This is a genomic window from Serratia sp. CY82433, from assembly GCF_052166535.1.
In the GTDB taxonomy this organism is placed as follows: domain Bacteria; phylum Pseudomonadota; class Gammaproteobacteria; order Enterobacterales; family Enterobacteriaceae; genus Serratia; species Serratia sarumanii.
The window spans coordinates 47,443-66,396 of the sequence record NZ_JBJNOR010000006.1; the positions used below are offsets into that span (position 1 = coordinate 47,443).

An 18,954-nucleotide genomic window follows, 5' to 3' on the forward strand; every position below is an offset into this window, starting at 1 on the left:
ACACGTGAGCGTGTGTTTATTGTGTGAAGCAGGCGCCGATCCCGGCGCCTTGTCTGTTTTGGCGCAGCGCTGGCGGCTGACGTCCGACGACGACGCGCCGATGGCGCTGGTACTGACCCCGCAGCGGCTGGAGCTGCGCAAGCGCGACGAGCCGAAGCTCGGCGGAATCTATGTCGATTTCGTCACCGGCACCATGGCGCACCGGCGCCGCTTCGGCGGCGGCCGCGGCGAGGCGGTGGCCAAAGCGGTCGGCATCAAGGGCAGCTATCTGCCGGACGTGGTGGACGCTACCGCCGGGCTGGGGCGCGACGCCTTCGTGCTGGCGGCGCTGGGCTGCCGGGTGCGGATGCTGGAGCGCAATCCGGTGGTGGCGGCGTTGCTGGACGACGGCCTGCAGCGCGGCTATCAGGATGCGGAAATCGGCCCGTGGCTGCGCGAGCGCCTGACGCTGCTGCACGCCTCCAGCCTGACGGCGCTGGCGGATCTCAGCCCGCGCCCCGAGGTGGTGTATCTCGATCCGATGTTCCCGCACAAGCAAAAAAGCGCGCTGGTGAAGAAAGAGATGCGGGTGTTTCAATCGCTGGTGGGCAGCGACGATGACGCCGACGGCCTGCTGGAGCCGGCGCGCCGCCTGGCGACCAAGCGCGTGGTGGTGAAGCGCCCGGACTACGCGCCGCCGCTGGCCGACGTGCCGGCGCACGCCGCCACGCTGACCAAAAGCCACCGTTTCGATATCTACATGCCGCTGTAATGTCTGCCTAGGGCCCGCCGTGTCGGGCCCTCAGTTTTCCTCCCGCAAGCTTTTCCCCACGCCGCCGCCCGGATGCACTGCCAGCAAGGCGTCCTTGTCGTAACCGCTGCGCGCCATCAGGCAGGCGCAGGCGGCGTCGAAGATCGCCAGCACCAGCACAATTGAGGTGGTGGCCAGCATGTTCAGCGGATCTATCTCCTTTTGCACCCCGGTGGCGATCGTCAACTGCGCCGCCTGTGCGATGGCGGAATGCGGGTTTTCCGTCACCGCGATCAGCGTCACTCCCTTGGCCTGCAGCGTCGGCAGCAGGCGGGTCAGCTCGTCGGAATTGCCGCCGCGTGAGATCAGGATCAGCAGATCGTCGGCGCGCAGAAAGCCCAGATCGCCGTGCGCCGCGCCGGTGGCGTCGAGGTAGACAGCCGGCCGTTCCACGCAGGCCAGCATGTGGGCTATCTTGCGCGCCGCAATCCCCGAGGTGCCGACGCCGGTGACGGCAATTTTACCGCGGCAGTCGGCCAGCAGCGTCAGCAGCCGCTGCCAGGTGCGCGCGTCGAGGCGCTCGCCCAGCTGCGCCAGCTCCTGACTGTAGGTTTGCCAACCCTGCACCGCCTGCCGCCATTCCTGCTGCATCACGCCTCCTCCTGCATCAACCGGCGGTATTTCATGTGGTCGTTGTACAGCTCGTGGAATACCTGGTATTTGCGGTCGTAGTAGCTTTTTATCTGGTTGGTCTGCGGCGTGACCGTCTTGCCGATGCGGCTCATGGCGCTCATCGCCTCCGGCAGGGTGTCGAACACGCCCGCCGCCACGGTGCCCATCATCGCGCCGCCGAGCAGCATCGCTTCGCTCTCCTCCGGCAGCAGCATGGCGCAGCCGGTGGCGTTGGCGTGCTCCTGCACGAAGATCGGATTCTTGGTGCCGCCGCCGCTGGCCATAATGGTGTCGATGCTGTAGCCGCTGTGGTTCATGGTTTCGATGATGTGGCGGGTGCCGAGCGCGATGGCCTGAATGGTGGCCAGGTAGTGCAGCGCCATGTCCTCCGGCGTGCGCGACAGCTTCAGCCCGGTCAGGATGCCGGTCAGCGTCGGGTTGGCGCGCGGCGAGCGGTTGCCGTGGAAGTACGGCAGCATGTGAATGTCCTGCGTCAGGAAGGCGATATTCTCCGGCTCGCCGGCCATGCGGCGCAGAATGGCGTTCAACACCTCATAGATGGTCTGCCCCTGAGTTTTCGCCTGCGCCAGCAGCTCCGGGTAGCACGGGTGCGACTGGATGACGTGGTCGATCAGCGCGCCGGTGGCGGACTGGCCGCCTTCGTTCAGCCAGTATTCCGGCAGGATCGCCGAGTAATACGGCCCCCAGACGCCGCCGATAAAGCGCGCGGTGCGCGACATCGCCATGTGGCCGGTGGAGGTGCCACCGATCAGCGCGACGCGGCGGTTGAAGTCGGCCACCTCGCCGGAGACGCCGGTGGCACCCAGCGTGCCGAGGGTGCCGGCGTGGGCATCGATGATCGACACGCTCACCGCCGTGCCGGCGATCAGCCCCATCTCGCCGGCGGCGCGCTGGGTCAGGCCGTGGCCCAGCGGCTCGCCCATCATTTTGACGTCGCTGCCGATCTTGGCCGCGTCATGTTCCAGCACGTCTTCCAGCCCGATCTGCTGGAAGTAGCTCTTGTCCCAGCGCTGTTCGTGGCCGAGATAGGTCCACTTGCATACCGTCGAACACAGCGAGCGGGTGGCATCCTGGGTGGCGCGCCAGGTGAGGAAGTCCGGCAGATCGAACAGGTAGCCAGCGTTGGCCCAGGTGGTGGGCATGTGCTGTTTCAGCCACAGCAGTTTCGGCGTCTGCATCTCCGGCGAGATAATGCCGCCGACGAAGTCCAGCACCCGGTGTTTGGTGGCGTTGATGCGCTCGGCCTGGGCGATCGCCCGGTGATCCATCCACACGATGATGTTCTGTTCGGTGCGGCCGGAGGGGCTGACGGTCAGCGGCTTGCCCTCTTTATCCAGCACCACCAGCGAACAGGTGGCGTCGAAGCCCAACCCCTTGACCTGGATCGGGTTGATGTCGGCCTGGTTGACCGCGTCGCGCACCGCATTGCACACCGCCTGCCAGATGTTATCCGACGACTGCTCGACGAAATCCGCCTTCGGCCGGTACAGATCGATGGCCCGGCTGGCCTGGCCGACCATGCGGCCATTGAGATCGAATACGCCCGCGCGCGCGCTTCCGGTGCCCACGTCTACGCCAATAAAATAGCTCGCCATTATTTTCTCCTAAGCTTTTCGATTCTGTAACGCGATAAACAGGATCAGCACGCCGCCCCACAGGGCCATGGTCAGGTAGCTGCTGACCCCCAGCAAATTGAGGCCGCTTTCCAACATTTGCAGCACGATCAGCGCCAGCACCAGCCCCAGAATACGGCCGAAACCGCCGTCCGGGTTAATGCCGCCCAGCACCGAGGCCAGAATGGTCACCAGCAGATAAGATTCGCCGTAGCCGGCCTTGGCCGAGTTGAACTTGGCCATCATCAGCAGGGCGGCGCCCCAGCCGAGCAGCGCCGACAGGATATACACCGCTACCTGCACCCGCGCGGTGTTCACGCCGCTGAAGCGGGTGGCCTGCTCGTTGGAGCCGATCAGGTACAGGCTGCGGCCCAGCGTGGTGTGCTCCAGCAGCAGCCACAGACCCACCGCCACCAGCAGGAACAGGATCAGCGCCACCGGCACGCCGAGCACGGCGCCGTTGCCGAGAAATTGAATCGCCGCCGGGAAGCCGGAGATCACCGCGCCGTTGGACAGCAGGATGTTCAGGCCGGTGATCAGGGTCATGGTGCCGAGCGAGGCGAGGATGGGCGAGACGCCGATCCAGGCCACCAGCGCGCCGTTGAGCGCGCCGATCGCCACCGCCACCAGCAGGCCGGCCACCAGCGCCAGTGCCAGGAACAGCGGCTGGTCAGGGTGGCTGACGATGATTGCCGCCATCACCAGCGAACAGGCGTTGGCGCCGGCGATAATCGACAGGTTGATGCCGCCGGTCAGCATGGTGATGCCCATGCCGAGTGCCAGCAGGCCGAGGATCGGCAGCTGCGAGGCGATCGACTGGAAGTTGCCGAGGCTGAAGAAGCGCGATCCGAGCAGCCCGGCGAACAGCAGCGCCACCGCGATGATGATCGCGCCCTGCAGGCGAATGATCCGATCGTTTGGGATCAACCGAGTTAACTGCGTCATGTCAGATCTCCTTGAGCAGCTTGCGTTTTTCGTTCCAGGCAGTGGTGCTGATGCTGATCAAAATGATCGCGCCGCTGAATACCTGGTGCCAATAGGCCGAGACGCTGAGCAGCGTCAGCCCGTTTTGCAGGAAGGCCAGCAGCACCACGCCGAGCAGGGTACCGGTCAACGAGCCGCGGCCGCCGCTCATGCTGGTGCCGCCCAACACCACCGCCGCCAATACCGTCAGCTCGAAGCCGAGCAGCGAGTTGGGGGCCACCGACTGGGTGATCTGCGCCTGCACCACCGCCGCGACGCCGGCCAGAATGCCCATGTAGCCGTAGACGCAAAAATGCAGCCGCAGCAGGTTCAACCCCAGGCGCGACGCCGCGTCGCGGTTGCCGCCCATAGCGTAGATCTGGCGCCCCAGCCGGGTGCGGTTCATCAGCACGCCGGTGACGACGATGGTCGCCAGCAGGCACAGCAGCGGCAGCGTCAGGCCGTAGTCGTAACCGTCGGCGCCCTGGAACGAGAACCAGTTGATGCCGTTCATGAACCAGTCCGGAAAGCCGTACAGCCAGGTGCCGTTGGTGGCGTACACCAGCAGGCCGTAGAACAGGTTGAGGGTGGCGATGGTGATGATGATCGCCGGCACTTTCAGCCAGTACACCAGGAAACCGTTCACCAGCCCGAGCAGCAGGCCAACGCCAATCGCCAGGGCGAACGCCAGCGGGAAGCTGCCGCCGTGCTGGATCACCCAGCTGGCCATCACGTACTGAGCGATGGCGGTGACCGCCGGGAACGAAATGTCGATGCCGCCGGCGATCAGCACCACGAACAGCCCGCAGGCCAGGATGCCGAGAATGGCGTAGCTGGTGGCGACGTCGGTCAGGTTGCCGAGCGTCAGAAACTCGTCGGTGCCGGCGCTCAGGCCGATCGCCAGCAGCAGCACCAACAGGCCGAGATAAAACTCGTGCCGCCCGGCCAGGCGGGCCAATAATGACTTATCCATTCACCACCTCGGCGATCTGTTGCTCGGTACTCTGGTGCGGCGCGAATTCGGCGATCAGTTCGCCCTTGCGCATCACCATCACCCGATGGCTGTTGTAATAGGCTTCCGGGATCTCGTCGCAGATCATCAGCACCGCCATGCCCAGCTGCGCCAGATCGCGGGCGATCTGGTAGATCCCCTCTTTGTTGGCGATGTCCACGCCGACGGTGGGCGAGTCGAGGATCAGGATCTTCGGCTGGGTCGCCACCCACTTGGCGATGGCGATGCGCTGGGCGTTGCCGCCGGACAGGGTTTTCACCGGCAGCGCGCTGTCGGACACCTTGATGTTCAGATCGCGGATAAGCCGGTTGACCAGCTCGGTCGCTTTGGCGTGATCCAGCAGCCCGAGCGAGGTATGCAGCCGATCGAAGACGGTGACGATGGTGTTGTCGTAGATCGATTGCTCCATGATCAACCCCTGCGTCAGACGATCCTCCGACACATAGCCGATGCCGTGGCGCACCGCTTCGCGGTTGTTGTGCAGCTGCACCGCCTGGCCCTCGATGTGGATCTCGCCGCTGTCCGGCCGCGTCATGCCGAACAGGCTGAGGCACAGTTCGGTGCGGCCGGCGCCGAGCAGGCCGACGATCGAGACGATCTCGCCGCCGCGCAGCGCCAGATTGATGTTGCGGTATTTCTCGCCGCGGCTGAGGTTGCGTACCTCGAGCAGCGGCGCCTGTTCGGCCGGCGGCAGCGGCGGCAGCGGGCTGTAGTGGAAGCGTTGGCCGGTCATCAGGAACGCCAGTTCATGGCTGTCCAGTTCGCTGGCCGGCCAGGTGCCCACCAGCTTGCCGTCGCGCATCACGCTGATGCGATCGGCGACTTCCATCACTTCATCCAATCTGTGGCTGACGAATACCACGCAGATGCCGGCCGCCTTCAGCTCGTTGACCACCCGCAGCAGGCCGTCGACCTCCTGGCGGGTCAGCGAGGCGGTCGGTTCGTCCATGATAACCAACCGCGCCTCGGCGGCGATGGCGCGGCAAATCGCCACCAGTTGCCGATCGGCGATCGACAGTTTTTCCACCTTTTTATCGGGATCGATGCGTATGCCGACCCGCGCCATGGCGTCGAGCGCCGTCTGGCGCATCACCCGCTTGCGCACCCAGAAATGGCCGCCGGGCAGGTAACGGTGGATGGCGATGTTCTCCGCCACCGTCAGATTGGGGAACAGCGACAGGTCCTGGTAGATCACCTGTATGCCGTAATAACCGGACAGCTGCGGCGTCAGGGCGTGGAAGAGTTTGCCTTCAAGCGAAATGTTGGCGCCTTTTTCCGGCTGATAGACGCCGGAGATGATTTTAATGATGGTGCTTTTGCCGCAGCCGTTTTGCCCGGCCAGGCAGTGCACTTCGCCAATATTGAGCGTCAGGTTGATCTGGTCTAATGCCAGCACGCCTGGGAATCGCTTGCTGATATTCTCCAGGGTGATAAATGCGGGGGAGGCTGTCATAACGTTAACCTGTGCTTGCGTAGCGGCCGAAGCCCTGGGCGCAGCAAGCTGCGCCCCTACGAGGGTTTAACTACTTTCCCGGTGTGGCGAAATTACGCGAAAAATCAGAATCCAAGCGATTGGGCGTTGTCTTTGGTGACTTCCAAAATCTTATTAAACCGAATCACTTTGTGTTCCATGTCGACGTCGGCCTTGCCGAGGCCCTCGATCGCCAGATCCTTGTTCACTTCCTTGCCCTGCAGCAGCTGGTCGGCCACCGTCACCAGCGCATAGCCGGCGTCTTTCGGATCCCACAGCAGCGCTTTTTTGATGTCGCCGCGCATCAGGTAAGGGGCGGCCTGCGCCGGCATGGCGATGCCCACCACCGCGATTTTGTCCTTGGCGCGTTTCTTGGCCACCGCCTGGCCGGCGCCGATCGGGCCGAGCGAGCCGAAGCCGATGATGCCCTTCATCTGCGGATAGGTTTTCATCAGATCCAGCGTGGTGGCGTAGGATTTGTCGATGCTTTCCGCCACCGGCAGGCGCGAGGTGACTTCAAACATGTCCGGGTATTTTTCTTTCTGGTATTTGATGGCGGAATCGGCCCAGGCGTTGTGCAACGGCACGGTCAGCGAGCCGACGTAGATCGCGTAGCCGCCTTTGCCGCCCATGTCTTTCGCCAGCTCATCGACGTTGGCCTGCGCGTATTTCTCGCTGTCGATGGTCTCGATGTCCCACTGGCCGATCTGCTGGTCCGGGGATTCATGGGTCAGCACCACGATGCCTTTGTCGCGCGCTTTTTTCAGCACCGGCTCCAGCACCTTGGCGTCGTTCGGCACCACGATGATGGCGTTGACGTTCTTGGCGATCAGATCCTCAATCACCTTGACCTGCGCGGCCGGATCCGGGGTAGAAGGGCCGGTCTGGTAGGCGTTGACGTCGAGTTTTTTCGCCGCTTCGTTGACGCCCACTTCCATGCGGTTGAACCACGGAATGCCGGTTACTTTGGCGACCACGGCAATCTCATATTTATCAGCGGCGAACACAGGTGTTGTCGATAACATGCACGCAGAAACCACACATGCATTTAATAATGCGAGGTTAAATTTCATTAGCTGTACCTTTTTTTATCTGTAGGGGTGGCGGTTTTTCCACCGCTGCAGATTACAAAGGAATGGAAGAGGGGGCGTAGCTGAAGTTAACGAAATGTGATCTGCGCACAGTTAAGTAAAATAATGGCGTATTTAGTGTTAAATAAATGTTTAATTATTTGATGGTGGTAAATTTACTACCGATTAAGAGGTGATAAACAACTTCTTGTTAACTTTTATTAAACCAATTGGCATCATTTGGATGGTGAGAAAGCATAAAAAAATGCCGGCGCAGAGGCCGGCATTGAAGCATTTAATCGATGTGTGAACAAGATCACCTTTACGGCGGATTACAGCACGCCCTGCGCCAGCATGGCGTCGGCGACCTTGACGAAACCGGCGATATTCGCGCCGTGCACGTAGTGGGTTTGCTTGCCTTCGCCGCCGTATTCCACGCAGGCGTGGTGAATATCGGCCATGATATGTTGTAAACGTACATCCACTTTCTCTGCCCGCCAGCCGATGCGCGCGGCGTTTTGCGCCATCTCCAGCCCCGAGGTGGCCACGCCGCCGGCGTTAGCCGCCTTGCCCGGCGCGAACAGCACGCCGGCGTCGAGGAAGGCGTCGGTGGCCTGGATGGTGGTCGGCATGTTGGCGCCTTCCGCTACCGCCTTCACCCCGTTGCGGATCAGCGTCTGCGCCGCCTCGAGATCCAGTTCGTTCTGGGTGGCGCACGGCAGGGCGATATCCACCGGCACGTTCCACGGCTGCTGGCCGGCCAGATAGGTCAGGCCGCGTTCGCGGGCATAGTCCGCCACCCGGCCGTAGCGTTGGTTTTTGATCTCCGCCAGGTGCGCCAGCTTCTCGGTGGTGAAGCCGTCCTCGTCCACCAGGGTGCCGCCGGAATCCGACACGGTGATCACGCGCGCGTCCAGCTCCAGCGCTTTCTCGATGGTGTACTGCGCCACGTTGCCGGAGCCGGACACCGCCACCCGCATGCCTTCAAAGCCCAGGCCGTGGCGCTGCAGCATGGCGTCGGTGAAGTACACCAGGCCGTAGCCGGTCGCCTCGGGGCGGATCAGGCTGCCGCCGAAGGAGAGACCCTTGCCGGTAAACACGCAGGCGGTGTTGTTGGACAGTTTCTTCATCATGCCGGCCATAAAGCCGACTTCACGGCCGCCGACGCCGATGTCGCCGGCCGGCACGTCGGTGTCCGGCCCCAGGTGGCGATACAGCTCGGTCATCAGCGCCTGGCAGAAGCGCATGATCTCGCCCTGGCTTTTGCCCTTGGGATCGAAATCGGAGCCGCCTTTGCCGCCGCCCATCGGCAGGGTGGTCAACGCGTTCTTGAAGGTCTGCTCAAAACCGAGGAATTTCAGGATCGACAGGTTTACCGACGGATGGAAGCGCATGCCGCCCTTGTAGGGGCCGATGGCCGAGTTGAACTGCACGCGGAAGGCGCGGTTGACCTGCACCTGGCCGCGATCGTCCACCCAGCTGACGCGGAACTGAATGACGCGCTCGGGCTCCACCAGGCGCTCCAGCAGGGCCTGTTCGCGATAGCGCGGGTTGCGTTCGATAAACGGCCACAGCGAGGTGAAGACTTCGCGCACCGCCTGCAGATATTCCGGCTGGTGGGGGTTATGGCGCTGTAACGAGGACAGGAAAGACTCTACCGATACGGCATATTCCATGGATAACTCCTTTTAGCATTAAGTTTTCCCCCGCTATTTCTTATAGATATGGGTATAGGCGATGCCCGGGGGAGGATGTTGTGTCTTTAGCGACTATATCATCGGAGGGCGGTTGATTATCAAGCGATTAATCGGCGTGGCGGCATGAAAAACGCCCGCAGGGCGCGGGCGTTGGGCAGTTAAGTTAGCGAGTGCTTACTTTATTCGTCTTCTTCATCGCGCAGCGGCACGATCAGCATATCGATGTGCACGGTATTGATCAGCTGGCGAGCGGAAGACATCAGCTTGCTCCAGAAATCCTGGTGGTGGCCGCACAGTACCAGATCCATGTCATATTTCTTGATGGCATCGACCAATACCTGCGCCAGATCGCCGCTGCCGCTCAGGGTCTCGGTGATCGGGTAGCCGGCGTTTTGCGACAGCTCGGTCAGCGCCTGATGGGTTTCCTCGGAGATGCGTTTTTGCATGTCGCCGAGATTGACGTCGATCAGGCCGGTATAGAGGTCGGAATAGTTGACATCGACGTGGATCAGAGAAACTTTAGCGTTGTACGGCCGCGCCATCGAGACGGCTTTTTCTACCAGGATCTTGCTTTCCGGGGATAGGTCCACCGCGATCAGTATGTGTTTGTAAGCCATAAGAATACTCCTTCCATAAACATGCCGATTAAAAGGGTTAGCAGGCGTTCCGTTTACCCGCCTTGCGCTTTTGGTTCCATAGTATCATTCGGATAACGCAATGATATGTTGGGGCGATCACACTGCGCCGCATCGAAAATCTCTCCGCCCGATACCTTTCGTTGTACACCCGCGCGGCGTAAAAGCCTATTGATTATGCGGATGCTGCCGGTCTGACCGCTTGAATTATAAGCGTTATTAAACAAAGTATAGCGCTAAATGCGCAATCAGCGCTCCAGATGCGGCTGCAGCAGGCTTTCAAACCATTCGTGAAACACCGCCAGGCGGCGTGAGCGCTGGCGACGATGGGGATAGATCAGGGCGATCGGCATGGAGGCGGCGCGGTAAGCGGGCAGGACTTCCACCAGTTCACCGGCGTCGAGCAGGTGTTGCACGTCGTAGCGCGGGATTTGCATCAGCCCCAGCCCGGCGCGGCAGCAGGCGATATAGCTCTCGGCGTTGTTGACCACCACCCGGCTGGGCAGTTCGAGCCGCTGGGTGTGGCCGTCGGCGGTCAGGTATTCCCAGGGGGATTCGCGGCCGGTTTTGGGCGAGGCGTAACCGATGCTCCTGTGCCCCTCGGCAAGATCGGCGGGCTGAAGCGGATGGCCGAATTCGCTCAGGTAGGCGGGGCTGGCGCAGTTGATCAGCGCGATATGGCCGAGCGGGCGCATCACCAGGCTGCTGTCGTGCAGATCGCCGACGCGCACCGCGCAGTCGACCCCTTCCTGCACCAGATCGATGGCGCGATCGGCGGAGCCGAGCACCAGCTGCAGGTGGGGATGGCGCCGCAGCAGGCTGGGCAGCGCCGGCGCGATCAGCCGGCGGGCGATGCGGCTCGGCACGTCGACGCTGAGCCGCCCGGAGGCCTGGCGCTGGCTGGCCTGAAACGACTGATCGATATCCTCCACCTCGGCCAGCAGCGGGCGCAGCCGCTCGAGCAGCTGTTCGCCGTCGGCGGTCAGCCGCACCTGCCGCGTGGTGCGGTGCAGCAGGCGCACGCCCAGCTGCGTTTCCAGCTGTTGCACGGCGGCGGACACCGAGGCGCGCGGCACCTCCAGCACATGGGCTGCGCGGATAAAGCTGCCCATCTCCGCCACTTGCACGAATACGCGGTATTGATTGAATCTGTCCATCGATGCGCCCGTTATTGTCCTTATTATTGCCGCTTAAAGCATTCTGCGGCGTTATCCGGCAAACCCTCCTTGCTCCAGGAAGGCTTGCTCCTGCGTGGTAGTATCGCGCAACAGCAGCTGATTGCGATGTGGGAAACGACCGAAACGGCGGATGATATCGCGGTGTCCCTCGGCGTGCGCGCGTTCAGCCGGCCCCAGTTGAGCGTTTAGCGCCACGGAAAGATCCTGATCGGCGAGATTTTCCGAATGGGCGAACGGCAGGCAAAAAAACAGGCGCAGCGAAGGCTCGACGGCCTGCATGTAGTTCGCCGCAATGGCGATGCGGGCGAAGCGGCGCGCCAGCGGATCGGTGGCGTACATGTGGGCGGTGTTGCGAAAAGCGTTGCGCGGAAATTGGTCGAGCAGGATCATCAGCGCCAGCGCGCTTTCCGGCGTCTTAAGCCAGTCGTCGCGTTCACGCCGGGCCGCCGCCAGATGCAGGCCCAAAAAGCGCGCGCGAAAGCGTTGGTCGAAGCGCGGATCCTGCCGGAACCATTGCTCTGCGCCGGCGTCTCGCCAAAACCGCACCACCTCATCGGCCGTTTGATTATCGGCCGCGAGCGCATCGCTGCGCCGGCGGAAAAGGGTCGGCATGCCCGTCATTCCTTCTTCGCCTTGGTCGGCGCATTGCCCAAAATCATCGATGTACCGGCGTAAATGCCGCCGGACACCTCCATCGCCAACCGTTCGGCATCTTTGCGCCGCAGCTCGGCCATCAGATCCGCCGCGGTTTCCGGATCGGAGCCCAACGCCAACATAGCTTCATGCCCGAAAGACATGGCGGACTCTAAGGTGACGCGAATTTGGTAATCCACATTGGCCTTGATCAGCGCGATGGCATGTTCGCGGTCATGAGCGCGAGCCAGCACGCGGGCCTGCGGGAAGTGGGTTTTGGCGTGTTCGACAATCTGCGTGGCGGCTTGCGGATCGTCAATGCAGACCAAGATGGCGCGGGCGTAGCCGGCGCCCGCCGCATGCAGCACATCCATGCGCGCACCGTCGCCATAGTAAACTTTGAAGCCGAAGTCTTGCGCGTCGCGGGCAACCTGGGGTTCGCGGTCGATAATGGCGATATCGGCGCCCATCGCCAAAACGTGCTGGCTGACGATCTGACCAAAACGGCCGAACCCGACGATCAGCACGCTGTTGGTCAAGCCGGTGGGCTGTTCCGTGCCGTCCAACGAGGCGTCGGACGAGGCGCGCAGGCGTTGGTGGATCAACACCGCCAGCGGTGTCAAAGCCATCGACAGCACCACGACGGCGGTCATGTTGGCGTTGGCTTCCGCAGGCAGCACCTGATTGGCCAGCGCAGCGGCGAACAGCACAAACGCAAATTCTCCCCCTTGCGCCATGAGTACGGCGCGGTCGAGAGCATCACCGTGCGAGCTTTTCGTCAACCGGGCCACGCAGTAAATACACAGGCCTTTGATGAACATCATCGCCAGCACGCCGCTGACGATCAGCGGCCAGTTGCGCGCCACCACGGCCAGATCGAGAGACATGCCGACGCCGAGGAAGAACAGCCCCAAAAGCAGACCGCGAAAGGGCTCGATGTCGGCTTCGAGCTGATGGCGGAACGTCGATTCCGACAGCAGCACGCCGGCCAAAAAGGCGCCCATGGCCATGGAGAGGCCACCCAGCTGCATCAGCAAAGCGGCGCCAAGCACTACCAGCAGCGCGGCTGCGGTCATCACTTCGCGCGCTTTGGCGTGCGCCAGAATGCGAAACAGCGGGTTCAGCAGCCAGATGCCGGCCGCCACCAGCGCGGCCAGCGCACCGGCGGCGATGGCGATGCCGCCCCAGGCGGAACCGGATACCGGCGTCGATGAACCGGCCGGCGCGATGAACGCCACCAGCGCCAGCAGCGGGACAATCATCAGATCTTCAAACAGCAATACGGCGACGATTTTCTGACCGCGCGGGCTGGCGATGTCGCCGCGCTCGCCCAACAGTTGCATGACGATGGCGGTAGACGTCAGCACGAATCCCATGCCGCAGATGAAGGAGATGGCCAATGAAAAGCCGAAGGCCATGCCGATGGCGGTGAGCAGCAGCCCGCAGCTCAATACCTGCAGGCTGCCCAGGCCGAAAATATCGCGCCGCATGTTCCACAGATGAGAAGGCCGCATCTCCAGGCCGATGACGAAGAGAAACATCACCACCCCAAGTTCAGCGATGTGCAGGATGGTCTGCGCATCGTTGAACAAACCAAAGCCGAACGGCCCAATCGCCAAACCGGCGGCCAGATAACCCAGCACCGAGCCCAGCCCCAAGCGCTTGAACAGCGGCACGGCCACCACGGCGGCGCCCAGTAGCGTCACCACGTTGAGCAGGTCGCCGGCGCTTTCAGACATGGGCGAGGCGCCAGAATACGAACGCGGCGATGGCGGCGGGGATCGCGAACACCAGCAGCAGGATCGGCAACTCCGCCCGCAGGCTGTAGCCCGCGTGGGCGACGCCCACCCACATATTGACCGCCGCGATCAGCAACCAGGCCGGGACGAAAATTTTTGCCGCCAGCGCCATACCCGCCGCGCTGGCGCCCCAGAGCCAGCCGAACAGCACAAACAATCCCAGGAGAACTACGCCTCCGCCAATGACCATTAGCATGTGCATTGCAATATCCTCTACGCTGCGCCTCCTGGCGGGGGCGGACGCCAGACGCGCGCCCCCCATGCGGCGTTACTTGGTAGTATAGCCGCCGTTGATCAGGATAGTTTGGCCGGTAACCCACCAGCCGTCGCTGACCAGGTGGCGGATAAACGGCACCACGTCTTCGATATCGGTGAGGCCGGTTTTGCTGAACGGCGACAGCGCCGCCGCGCTTTGGTGATACGCCACCGCATCGGCGCCTTCGGCCGGATAGAAGAACGGGGTGTCCATCGGGCCGGGGCCGACCGCCGTCACGGAGATGCCGCGCTCGCCGAACTCCTTGGCGGCGGCGCGGGTGAAGTGCTCCACCGGCGCCTTGGTGCCGGCGTAAGCGGCATAGAACGGCGTGAAGGCGCCGAGCAGCGAGGTGACCAGCGTGCAGATTTTACCGTTGTCGTTGAGGTGTTTGCCCGCCTCTTTCAGGAAGAAGAACGCGGTTTTGGCGTTGACCGCGGTCATCTCGTCGTACTCGGCCTCGCCGATGTCGACCATCGGCTTTTTCAGCACTTTGCCGACGGTATTGATGGCGATATCCGGCTTGCCGACGGCGGCGACCGCATCGGCGAACAGCTTCTCGACCGCGCCCGCGGTGGTCAAATCGGCCTGCAGCGCGACGCCTTGCGCCCCGGCGGCCTGGATGGCGGCGACGGTCTTATCCGCTTCGGCTTTGGAGGCGGCGCTGTTGTAGTGGATCACTACCGCTTTGGCGCCTTGTTCAGCCAAATCGCGCGCGATCAGCCCGCCGAGATTTTTGGCGCCGCCGGCGATCAGGACGGTTTTTCCCTTGATTGAATGGTTTGCCATAACAGTTTCCTTGGATGAGCGTAACGGAAACCTGAGTCTAGCCAGCGTGGGGGGAAAGATCAGCGGCGTGGGGCGGGATAGACTATCCAGGAAAAACGACTAATTGCAGACGAACGGTTATCACTTATAACGCCCCGGCGGGGGCGTTTCGGCGCGTGGCGGTAAATTTTATCCACTGATCAGGCCAGTTTGCGTTTCATTAACCTACAATGATGAATATGGGCCTCACCATTTCCCCTCTGAGTGGAATCACGCCGTGCAAATCTCTCTGTGCGGTGCGGTAACGTCTCCGGAGGCGGTGGGTTATGGGCATGGCCCGTGCAGGCAAAAAAGGGGATGAGAGCGGTAAGCTCCAGCAGAGTATCGGGTAATGAGGTAGGGCGGTTGGACCCGGCGGATGGCCGCGGATAACAACGCCTTGAGGGGGTAATCATGATCAGTACCGTCGCGCTGTTTTGGGCCTTATGTGTGGTGTGTGTGGTAAACATGGTGCGGTATTACTCTTCTCTGCGCGCATTGCTGGTGGTATTGCGCGGCTGCGATCCGCTGCTGTACCAATACGTCGATGGCGGCGGTTTCTTCACCGCCCACGGGCAACCCAGCAAGCAGCTGAGGCTGGTGCGCTATATCTTTGCGCAACGCTATGTCGAGCACCACGATCCGGAGTTTATTCGCCGCTGCGAACGGGTGCGCGGGCAGTTCATGCTGACCTCGGCCCTGTGCGGCCTGGTGGTCATCAGCCTGATAGCGCTGATGATCTGGTATTAATGCCTTCCTGTTTCCCTTGATGCAGGCAAAAAAAAGGCGGCCCTGCGGCCGCCTTCCTCATGATGCTTATCGCTTAGATCAGCTTCAACGCAACCCAATACAGCGCACCGGAAAGCAGAATCGAGATTGGCAGGGTCAGTACCCAGGCCAACAGGATGTTCTTCACGGTTTTGCTCTGCACGCCGCCGCCGTCCACGATCATCGTCCCGGCAACCGCCGAAGAGAGGACGTGGGTGGTGGAGACCGGCATGCCGGTATAACTCGCCACGCCGATAGACAGCGCCGCGGTCATCTGGGCCGATACGCCCTGGGCGTAGGTCATGCCTTTCTTGCCGATCTTCTCGCCGATGGTGGTGGCCACGCGTTTCCAGCCCACCATGGTGCCGAGCGACAGCGCCAGCGCGACGGCGACGATGATCCACATCGGCGCGTACTCGACGGTCTGCAGCAGATCCTGACGCAGGTTCTTCAGGAAGCGCTGGTCGGCGGATGAGGTTTCCGGCAGCTTGGCGACTTTATCCGCCGTGTCGGTCACGCACATCAGCAGGCGGCGCAGGTGGCTGCGCTGCTCAACCGTCAGCTGATCGTAGCTTTGCAGGTTGGTCAGCATGCCCTGAGCCAGCTCGATCGCCGGCATGGCGCGCGAACTGTCGCAGTGGAACTCGGCCGGCTTGTTCGGCGCAGCTTCGTCATCCGGGCTTGGCACCAGCGGCGTCAACGACACCGCATGCGACAGCGCGTCGCCGTGCTGCTGGTAATATTGCTGCAGGTGGGTCACGGCGTCACGCGTACGGGTGATGTCATAACCGGTTGCATTCATATTGACCACGAAGCCGGCCGGCGCAACGCCGATCAGCACCAGCATGATCAGGCCGATGCCTTTCTGGCCGTCGTTGGCGCCGTGCGAGAAGCTGACGCCAATCGCCGACAGGATCAGCGCGATACGGGTCCAGAACGGCGGCTTGCGTTTGCCGTCGACCTTTTCACGTTCCGCAGGGGTCATGTGGATACGCTGGCGTTTCTTGGTGCCACTCCAATAGCGGCGCAAGGCGAACACCATCACTCCCGCCACCATCATGCCGACCAGCGGCGAGAACAGCAGAGAAAGGAAAATACCAATCATTTTCGGGACGTTAAGCGCATCCACCACCGAAGTGTGGGTCATCAGGGCGTTGGTTAAACCGACACCGATGATTGCGCCTATCAGCGTATGGGAACTGGAGGCCGGCAGACCGAAATACCAGGTGCCGAGGTTCCAGATGATTGCCGCCAACAGCATGGAGAAGACCATGGCTAATCCGTGTGCTGAACTGACGTTCAACAACAGATCGGTAGGCAGCAAGTGGACGATGGCGTAAGCAACACTCAAACCGCCGAGCATTACGCCAAGAAAGTTGAACAAACCTGCCATCACGACCGCAAGTTGCGAGCGCATGGCGCGGGTATAAATAACTGTAGCGACCGCATTGGCCGTATCATGAAAACCGTTGATGGCTTCATAAAACAACACGAACAACAATGCGAGAATTAACATCAGGCCGGTATGGAAATCCAGGCCAGCGAACAAATGCAGCATAAGCGTTACGCCAGTTTGTGGACATGAACGCCGCGCATTATCAGTGACAACCGGGGCCGGGGAAAAGGAAAATATGACGTTTTTTTGATTTGGACATGACGAAACGATGACGCGCCTATAACAAAAATATGGAATATCAATGCGTTATTCTCCTCTGACCTCTGTAATATTTTCTTACTATGGCGTTGGCGGCGCCGGGGCTTTACAATCTGCCGCCGTGAATTTGGCGGTGACCGGCGGCGAAACGGCGTAATATGGCGCCCTTTTGTCGCGATTGTGGTTTTGATAAGTGAGGCTCAGGTGGAACAGTTTGATGTCGTAGTGATTGGGGCGGGCGCCGCCGGCATGTTTTGCGCCGCGCAGGCGGGGCAACTCGGTTGCCGCGTGTTGCTGCTCGACAACGGCAAAAAACCGGGCCGCAAGATCCTGATGTCCGGCGGCGGGCGCTGCAACTTTACCAACATGTATGCCGAACCGGCGGCCTACCTGTCGAACAACCCGCACTTTTGCAAGTCGGCGCTGGCGCGCTACACCCAGTGGGACTTCATCGATCTGATCAACCGCTACGGCATCGCCTACCATGAAAAAACGCTGGGGCAGCTGTTCTGCGACGACTCGGCGCAGCAGGTGGTGGATCTGCTGGTCAAAGAGTGCGAGCTGGGCCAGGTGACGATGCGCCTGCGCAGCGAAGTGCTGGGCGTGGAGAAAACCGAACATGGCTACGCGCTGGCGCTGAATGGTGAAAAAGTGAGTGCTCGCTCACTTGTGGTGGCCAGCGGCGGTTTGTCCATGCCGGGGCTGGGCGCTTCGCCGTTCGGTTACAAGCTGGCGGAGCAGTTCGGCCTCAGGGTGCTGCCGACGCGCGCCGGGCTGGTGCCTTTTACCCTGCATAAGCCGCTGCTGGAGCATGTGCAGACGCTGTCCGGCGTCTCGGTGCCGGCGGTGATCACCGCCGAGAACGGCGTCAGCTTCCGTGAAAGCATCCTGTTTACCCATCGCGGTCTGTCCGGCCCGGCGGTGCTGCAGCTGTCCAGCTACTGGCAACCGGGTGAGTATGTGAGCATTAACTTACTTCCTGAGCTGGATTTGGCGGCCTTCCTGGATGATCAACGCCGCCAGCACCCGAACCAAAGCCTGAAAAACACCCTGGCGCTGCAATTGCCGAAGCGGTTGGTGGAGTGCTTGCAAACCCTGGGACAACTGCCGGAGGCCACGCTGAAGCAGCTGAATGCGCCGCAGCAGGCGGCGCTGGTGGAGCTGTTGCAGAACTGGCGCGTGCAGCCGAACGGCACCGAAGGTTACCGCACGGCGGAAGTGACGCTCGGCGGCGTCGACACCAACGAACTTTCCTCCAAGACGATGGAAGCCCACAAGGCGCCGGGGCTCTATTTTATCGGCGAAGTGGTGGACGTGACCGGGTGGTTGGGCGGCTACAACTTCCAGTGGGCGTGGAGCTCGGCCTGGGCCTGCGCCCAGGCGTTGGCGGCGCAGGAGCGTTAACGTTCAGCAGCGTGAAGGGGCTAGGCCGATTTAGAAGGCTATTTTATGATTATCCGACATCCGGAACATACCGTGATTTAATCGGCCGCCGGCCCCTTAAGCTCTATGCGATTGCCGTCCGGATCGCTGAAGTAAACCGATGGCCCGTCGCCTTCCGCGCCGTAGCGCGATTCAGCGGGCTCGACGGCGATCCCCTGCGATCGCAGATAGGCCAGCAGTTCGTCTTCGTTGAAAGGATCGATGCGCAGACAGAGGTGATCGACATTTTGCCGGTGAGGATCGGGCGCGTCGCCGCCTTTTTTTCCAAGCTGGCCGTTCACGTCGACCAGATCAATCATGGCCGTTCCGGCGCGCAGGTGCACCAGCCCCAAATCGGGCCGCCGTTTGGCGATGTCGCAACCCAGCATCTGGGTATAGAACCGCAGGCTTTTTTCCGCATCGCGCACGCGCAGAACCACATGATCGATAGTCTTCAGGCTGAAAGGGGGCATGATTTTCTCCCAGAATCGCTGCGTTACTCATCAGCATAATCGGCAACGCCCGATTTATCCTGTTTTCGCCCCCTATTGCTGCC

At 61.8% G+C, this 18,954-nt stretch carries 18 protein-coding genes; 3 read left to right on the top strand and 15 right to left on the bottom strand.

Features of this window, described 5'->3' with window-relative positions:
* The first annotated feature begins 4 nt into the window (after positions 1–4).
* Positions 5–751, top strand: a complete 747-nt coding sequence (gene rsmJ, locus ACJ8PI_RS21115; protein ID WP_033654480.1) for a 16S rRNA (guanine(1516)-N(2))-methyltransferase RsmJ — start codon at positions 5–7, stop codon at positions 749–751.
* Positions 752–781: 30 nt separating this feature from the next.
* Here rsmJ and ACJ8PI_RS21120 read toward each other — a convergent pair whose 3' ends face one another.
* The 13 genes from ACJ8PI_RS21120 to ACJ8PI_RS21180 all read right to left on the bottom strand — a co-directional run bounded on the left by ACJ8PI_RS21120 (position 782) and on the right by ACJ8PI_RS21180 (position 14,536).
* Entirely contained in the window at positions 782–1,381 is a 600-nt protein-coding gene (locus tag ACJ8PI_RS21120; protein ID WP_033654479.1) for a KpsF/GutQ family sugar-phosphate isomerase, read from the bottom strand.
* On the bottom strand, positions 1,381–3,018 hold the full coding sequence (locus ACJ8PI_RS21125) for an FGGY-family carbohydrate kinase (protein WP_164134878.1): 1,638 nt from the start codon (positions 3,016–3,018) through the stop codon (positions 1,381–1,383). The genes ACJ8PI_RS21120 and ACJ8PI_RS21125 overlap by 1 nt, the downstream gene beginning before the upstream one ends.
* A gap of 9 nt (positions 3,019–3,027) precedes the next feature.
* Positions 3,028–3,981, bottom strand: a complete 954-nt coding sequence (locus ACJ8PI_RS21130) for an ABC transporter permease (protein ID WP_060443818.1) — start codon at positions 3,979–3,981, stop codon at positions 3,028–3,030.
* A 1-nt stretch (position 3,982) separates the two neighbouring features.
* Positions 3,983–4,972 carry an ABC transporter permease gene (locus ACJ8PI_RS21135; RefSeq protein WP_015379367.1) on the bottom strand — a complete coding sequence of 330 codons (990 nt, stop codon included), beginning with the start codon at positions 4,970–4,972 and terminating at the stop codon, positions 3,983–3,985.
* Positions 4,965–6,464 (bottom strand): sugar ABC transporter ATP-binding protein, encoded by a 1,500-nt coding sequence (locus ACJ8PI_RS21140; protein WP_121535930.1) that lies wholly within the window; start codon positions 6,462–6,464, stop codon positions 4,965–4,967. Before ACJ8PI_RS21140 ends, ACJ8PI_RS21135 begins: the two co-directional genes overlap by 8 nt.
* 104 nt (positions 6,465–6,568) lie before the next feature.
* Positions 6,569–7,555, bottom strand: coding sequence for an autoinducer 2 ABC transporter substrate-binding protein (locus ACJ8PI_RS21145; RefSeq protein ID WP_033649381.1), 987 nt, complete (start codon positions 7,553–7,555; stop codon positions 6,569–6,571).
* 329 nt (positions 7,556–7,884) lie between these two features.
* Positions 7,885–9,228 carry an NADP-specific glutamate dehydrogenase gene (gene gdhA / locus ACJ8PI_RS21150; protein ID WP_033649380.1) on the bottom strand — a complete coding sequence of 448 codons (1,344 nt, stop codon included), beginning with the start codon at positions 9,226–9,228 and terminating at the stop codon, positions 7,885–7,887.
* 200 nt (positions 9,229–9,428) lie between these two features.
* Complete coding sequence (uspA, locus tag ACJ8PI_RS21155; protein ID WP_004930988.1) at positions 9,429–9,866, bottom strand: universal stress protein UspA; 438 nt, start codon at positions 9,864–9,866, stop codon at positions 9,429–9,431.
* Positions 9,867–10,132: 266 nt separating this feature from the next.
* On the bottom strand, positions 10,133–11,041 hold the full coding sequence (locus ACJ8PI_RS21160; protein ID WP_060428716.1) for a LysR family transcriptional regulator: 909 nt from the start codon (positions 11,039–11,041) through the stop codon (positions 10,133–10,135).
* 51 nt (positions 11,042–11,092) lie between these two features.
* Positions 11,093–11,674 (bottom strand): DUF924 family protein, encoded by a 582-nt coding sequence (locus ACJ8PI_RS21165; protein ID WP_049195636.1) that lies wholly within the window; start codon positions 11,672–11,674, stop codon positions 11,093–11,095.
* Positions 11,675–11,679: 5 nt separating this feature from the next.
* Positions 11,680–13,434, bottom strand: a complete 1,755-nt coding sequence (locus ACJ8PI_RS21170; RefSeq protein ID WP_033649378.1) for a monovalent cation:proton antiporter-2 (CPA2) family protein — start codon at positions 13,432–13,434, stop codon at positions 11,680–11,682.
* Positions 13,427–13,690 carry a hypothetical protein gene (locus ACJ8PI_RS21175; RefSeq protein ID WP_223182202.1) on the bottom strand — a complete coding sequence of 88 codons (264 nt, stop codon included), beginning with the start codon at positions 13,688–13,690 and terminating at the stop codon, positions 13,427–13,429. The genes ACJ8PI_RS21170 and ACJ8PI_RS21175 overlap by 8 nt, the downstream gene beginning before the upstream one ends.
* Before the next feature lie 72 nt (positions 13,691–13,762).
* Positions 13,763–14,536, bottom strand: a complete 774-nt coding sequence (locus ACJ8PI_RS21180; protein ID WP_049213712.1) for an SDR family oxidoreductase — start codon at positions 14,534–14,536, stop codon at positions 13,763–13,765.
* Between the two features lie 432 nt (positions 14,537–14,968).
* Here ACJ8PI_RS21180 and uspB point away from each other — a divergent pair, with 432 nt between their 5' ends.
* Positions 14,969–15,304, top strand: a complete 336-nt coding sequence (gene uspB / locus ACJ8PI_RS21185) for a universal stress protein UspB (protein WP_016930435.1) — start codon at positions 14,969–14,971, stop codon at positions 15,302–15,304.
* Between the two features lie 73 nt (positions 15,305–15,377).
* Here the strand turns inward: uspB and pitA are convergent, their stop codons facing one another.
* The gene (gene pitA, locus ACJ8PI_RS21190; RefSeq protein WP_033636373.1) at positions 15,378–16,880 is read right to left on the bottom strand and encodes an inorganic phosphate transporter PitA; all 1,503 of its coding nucleotides are present in this window, start codon (positions 16,878–16,880) and stop codon (positions 15,378–15,380) included.
* A gap of 300 nt (positions 16,881–17,180) precedes the next feature.
* Between pitA and ACJ8PI_RS21195 the strand changes: the two genes are divergently transcribed.
* Complete coding sequence (locus ACJ8PI_RS21195; RefSeq protein WP_164134877.1) at positions 17,181–18,380, top strand: NAD(P)/FAD-dependent oxidoreductase; 1,200 nt, start codon at positions 17,181–17,183, stop codon at positions 18,378–18,380.
* A gap of 77 nt (positions 18,381–18,457) precedes the next feature.
* Here the strand turns inward: ACJ8PI_RS21195 and ACJ8PI_RS21200 are convergent, their stop codons facing one another.
* Positions 18,458–18,871 (bottom strand): VOC family protein, encoded by a 414-nt coding sequence (locus ACJ8PI_RS21200; RefSeq protein WP_164134876.1) that lies wholly within the window; start codon positions 18,869–18,871, stop codon positions 18,458–18,460.
* Between the last annotated feature and the right edge of the window lie 83 nt (positions 18,872–18,954).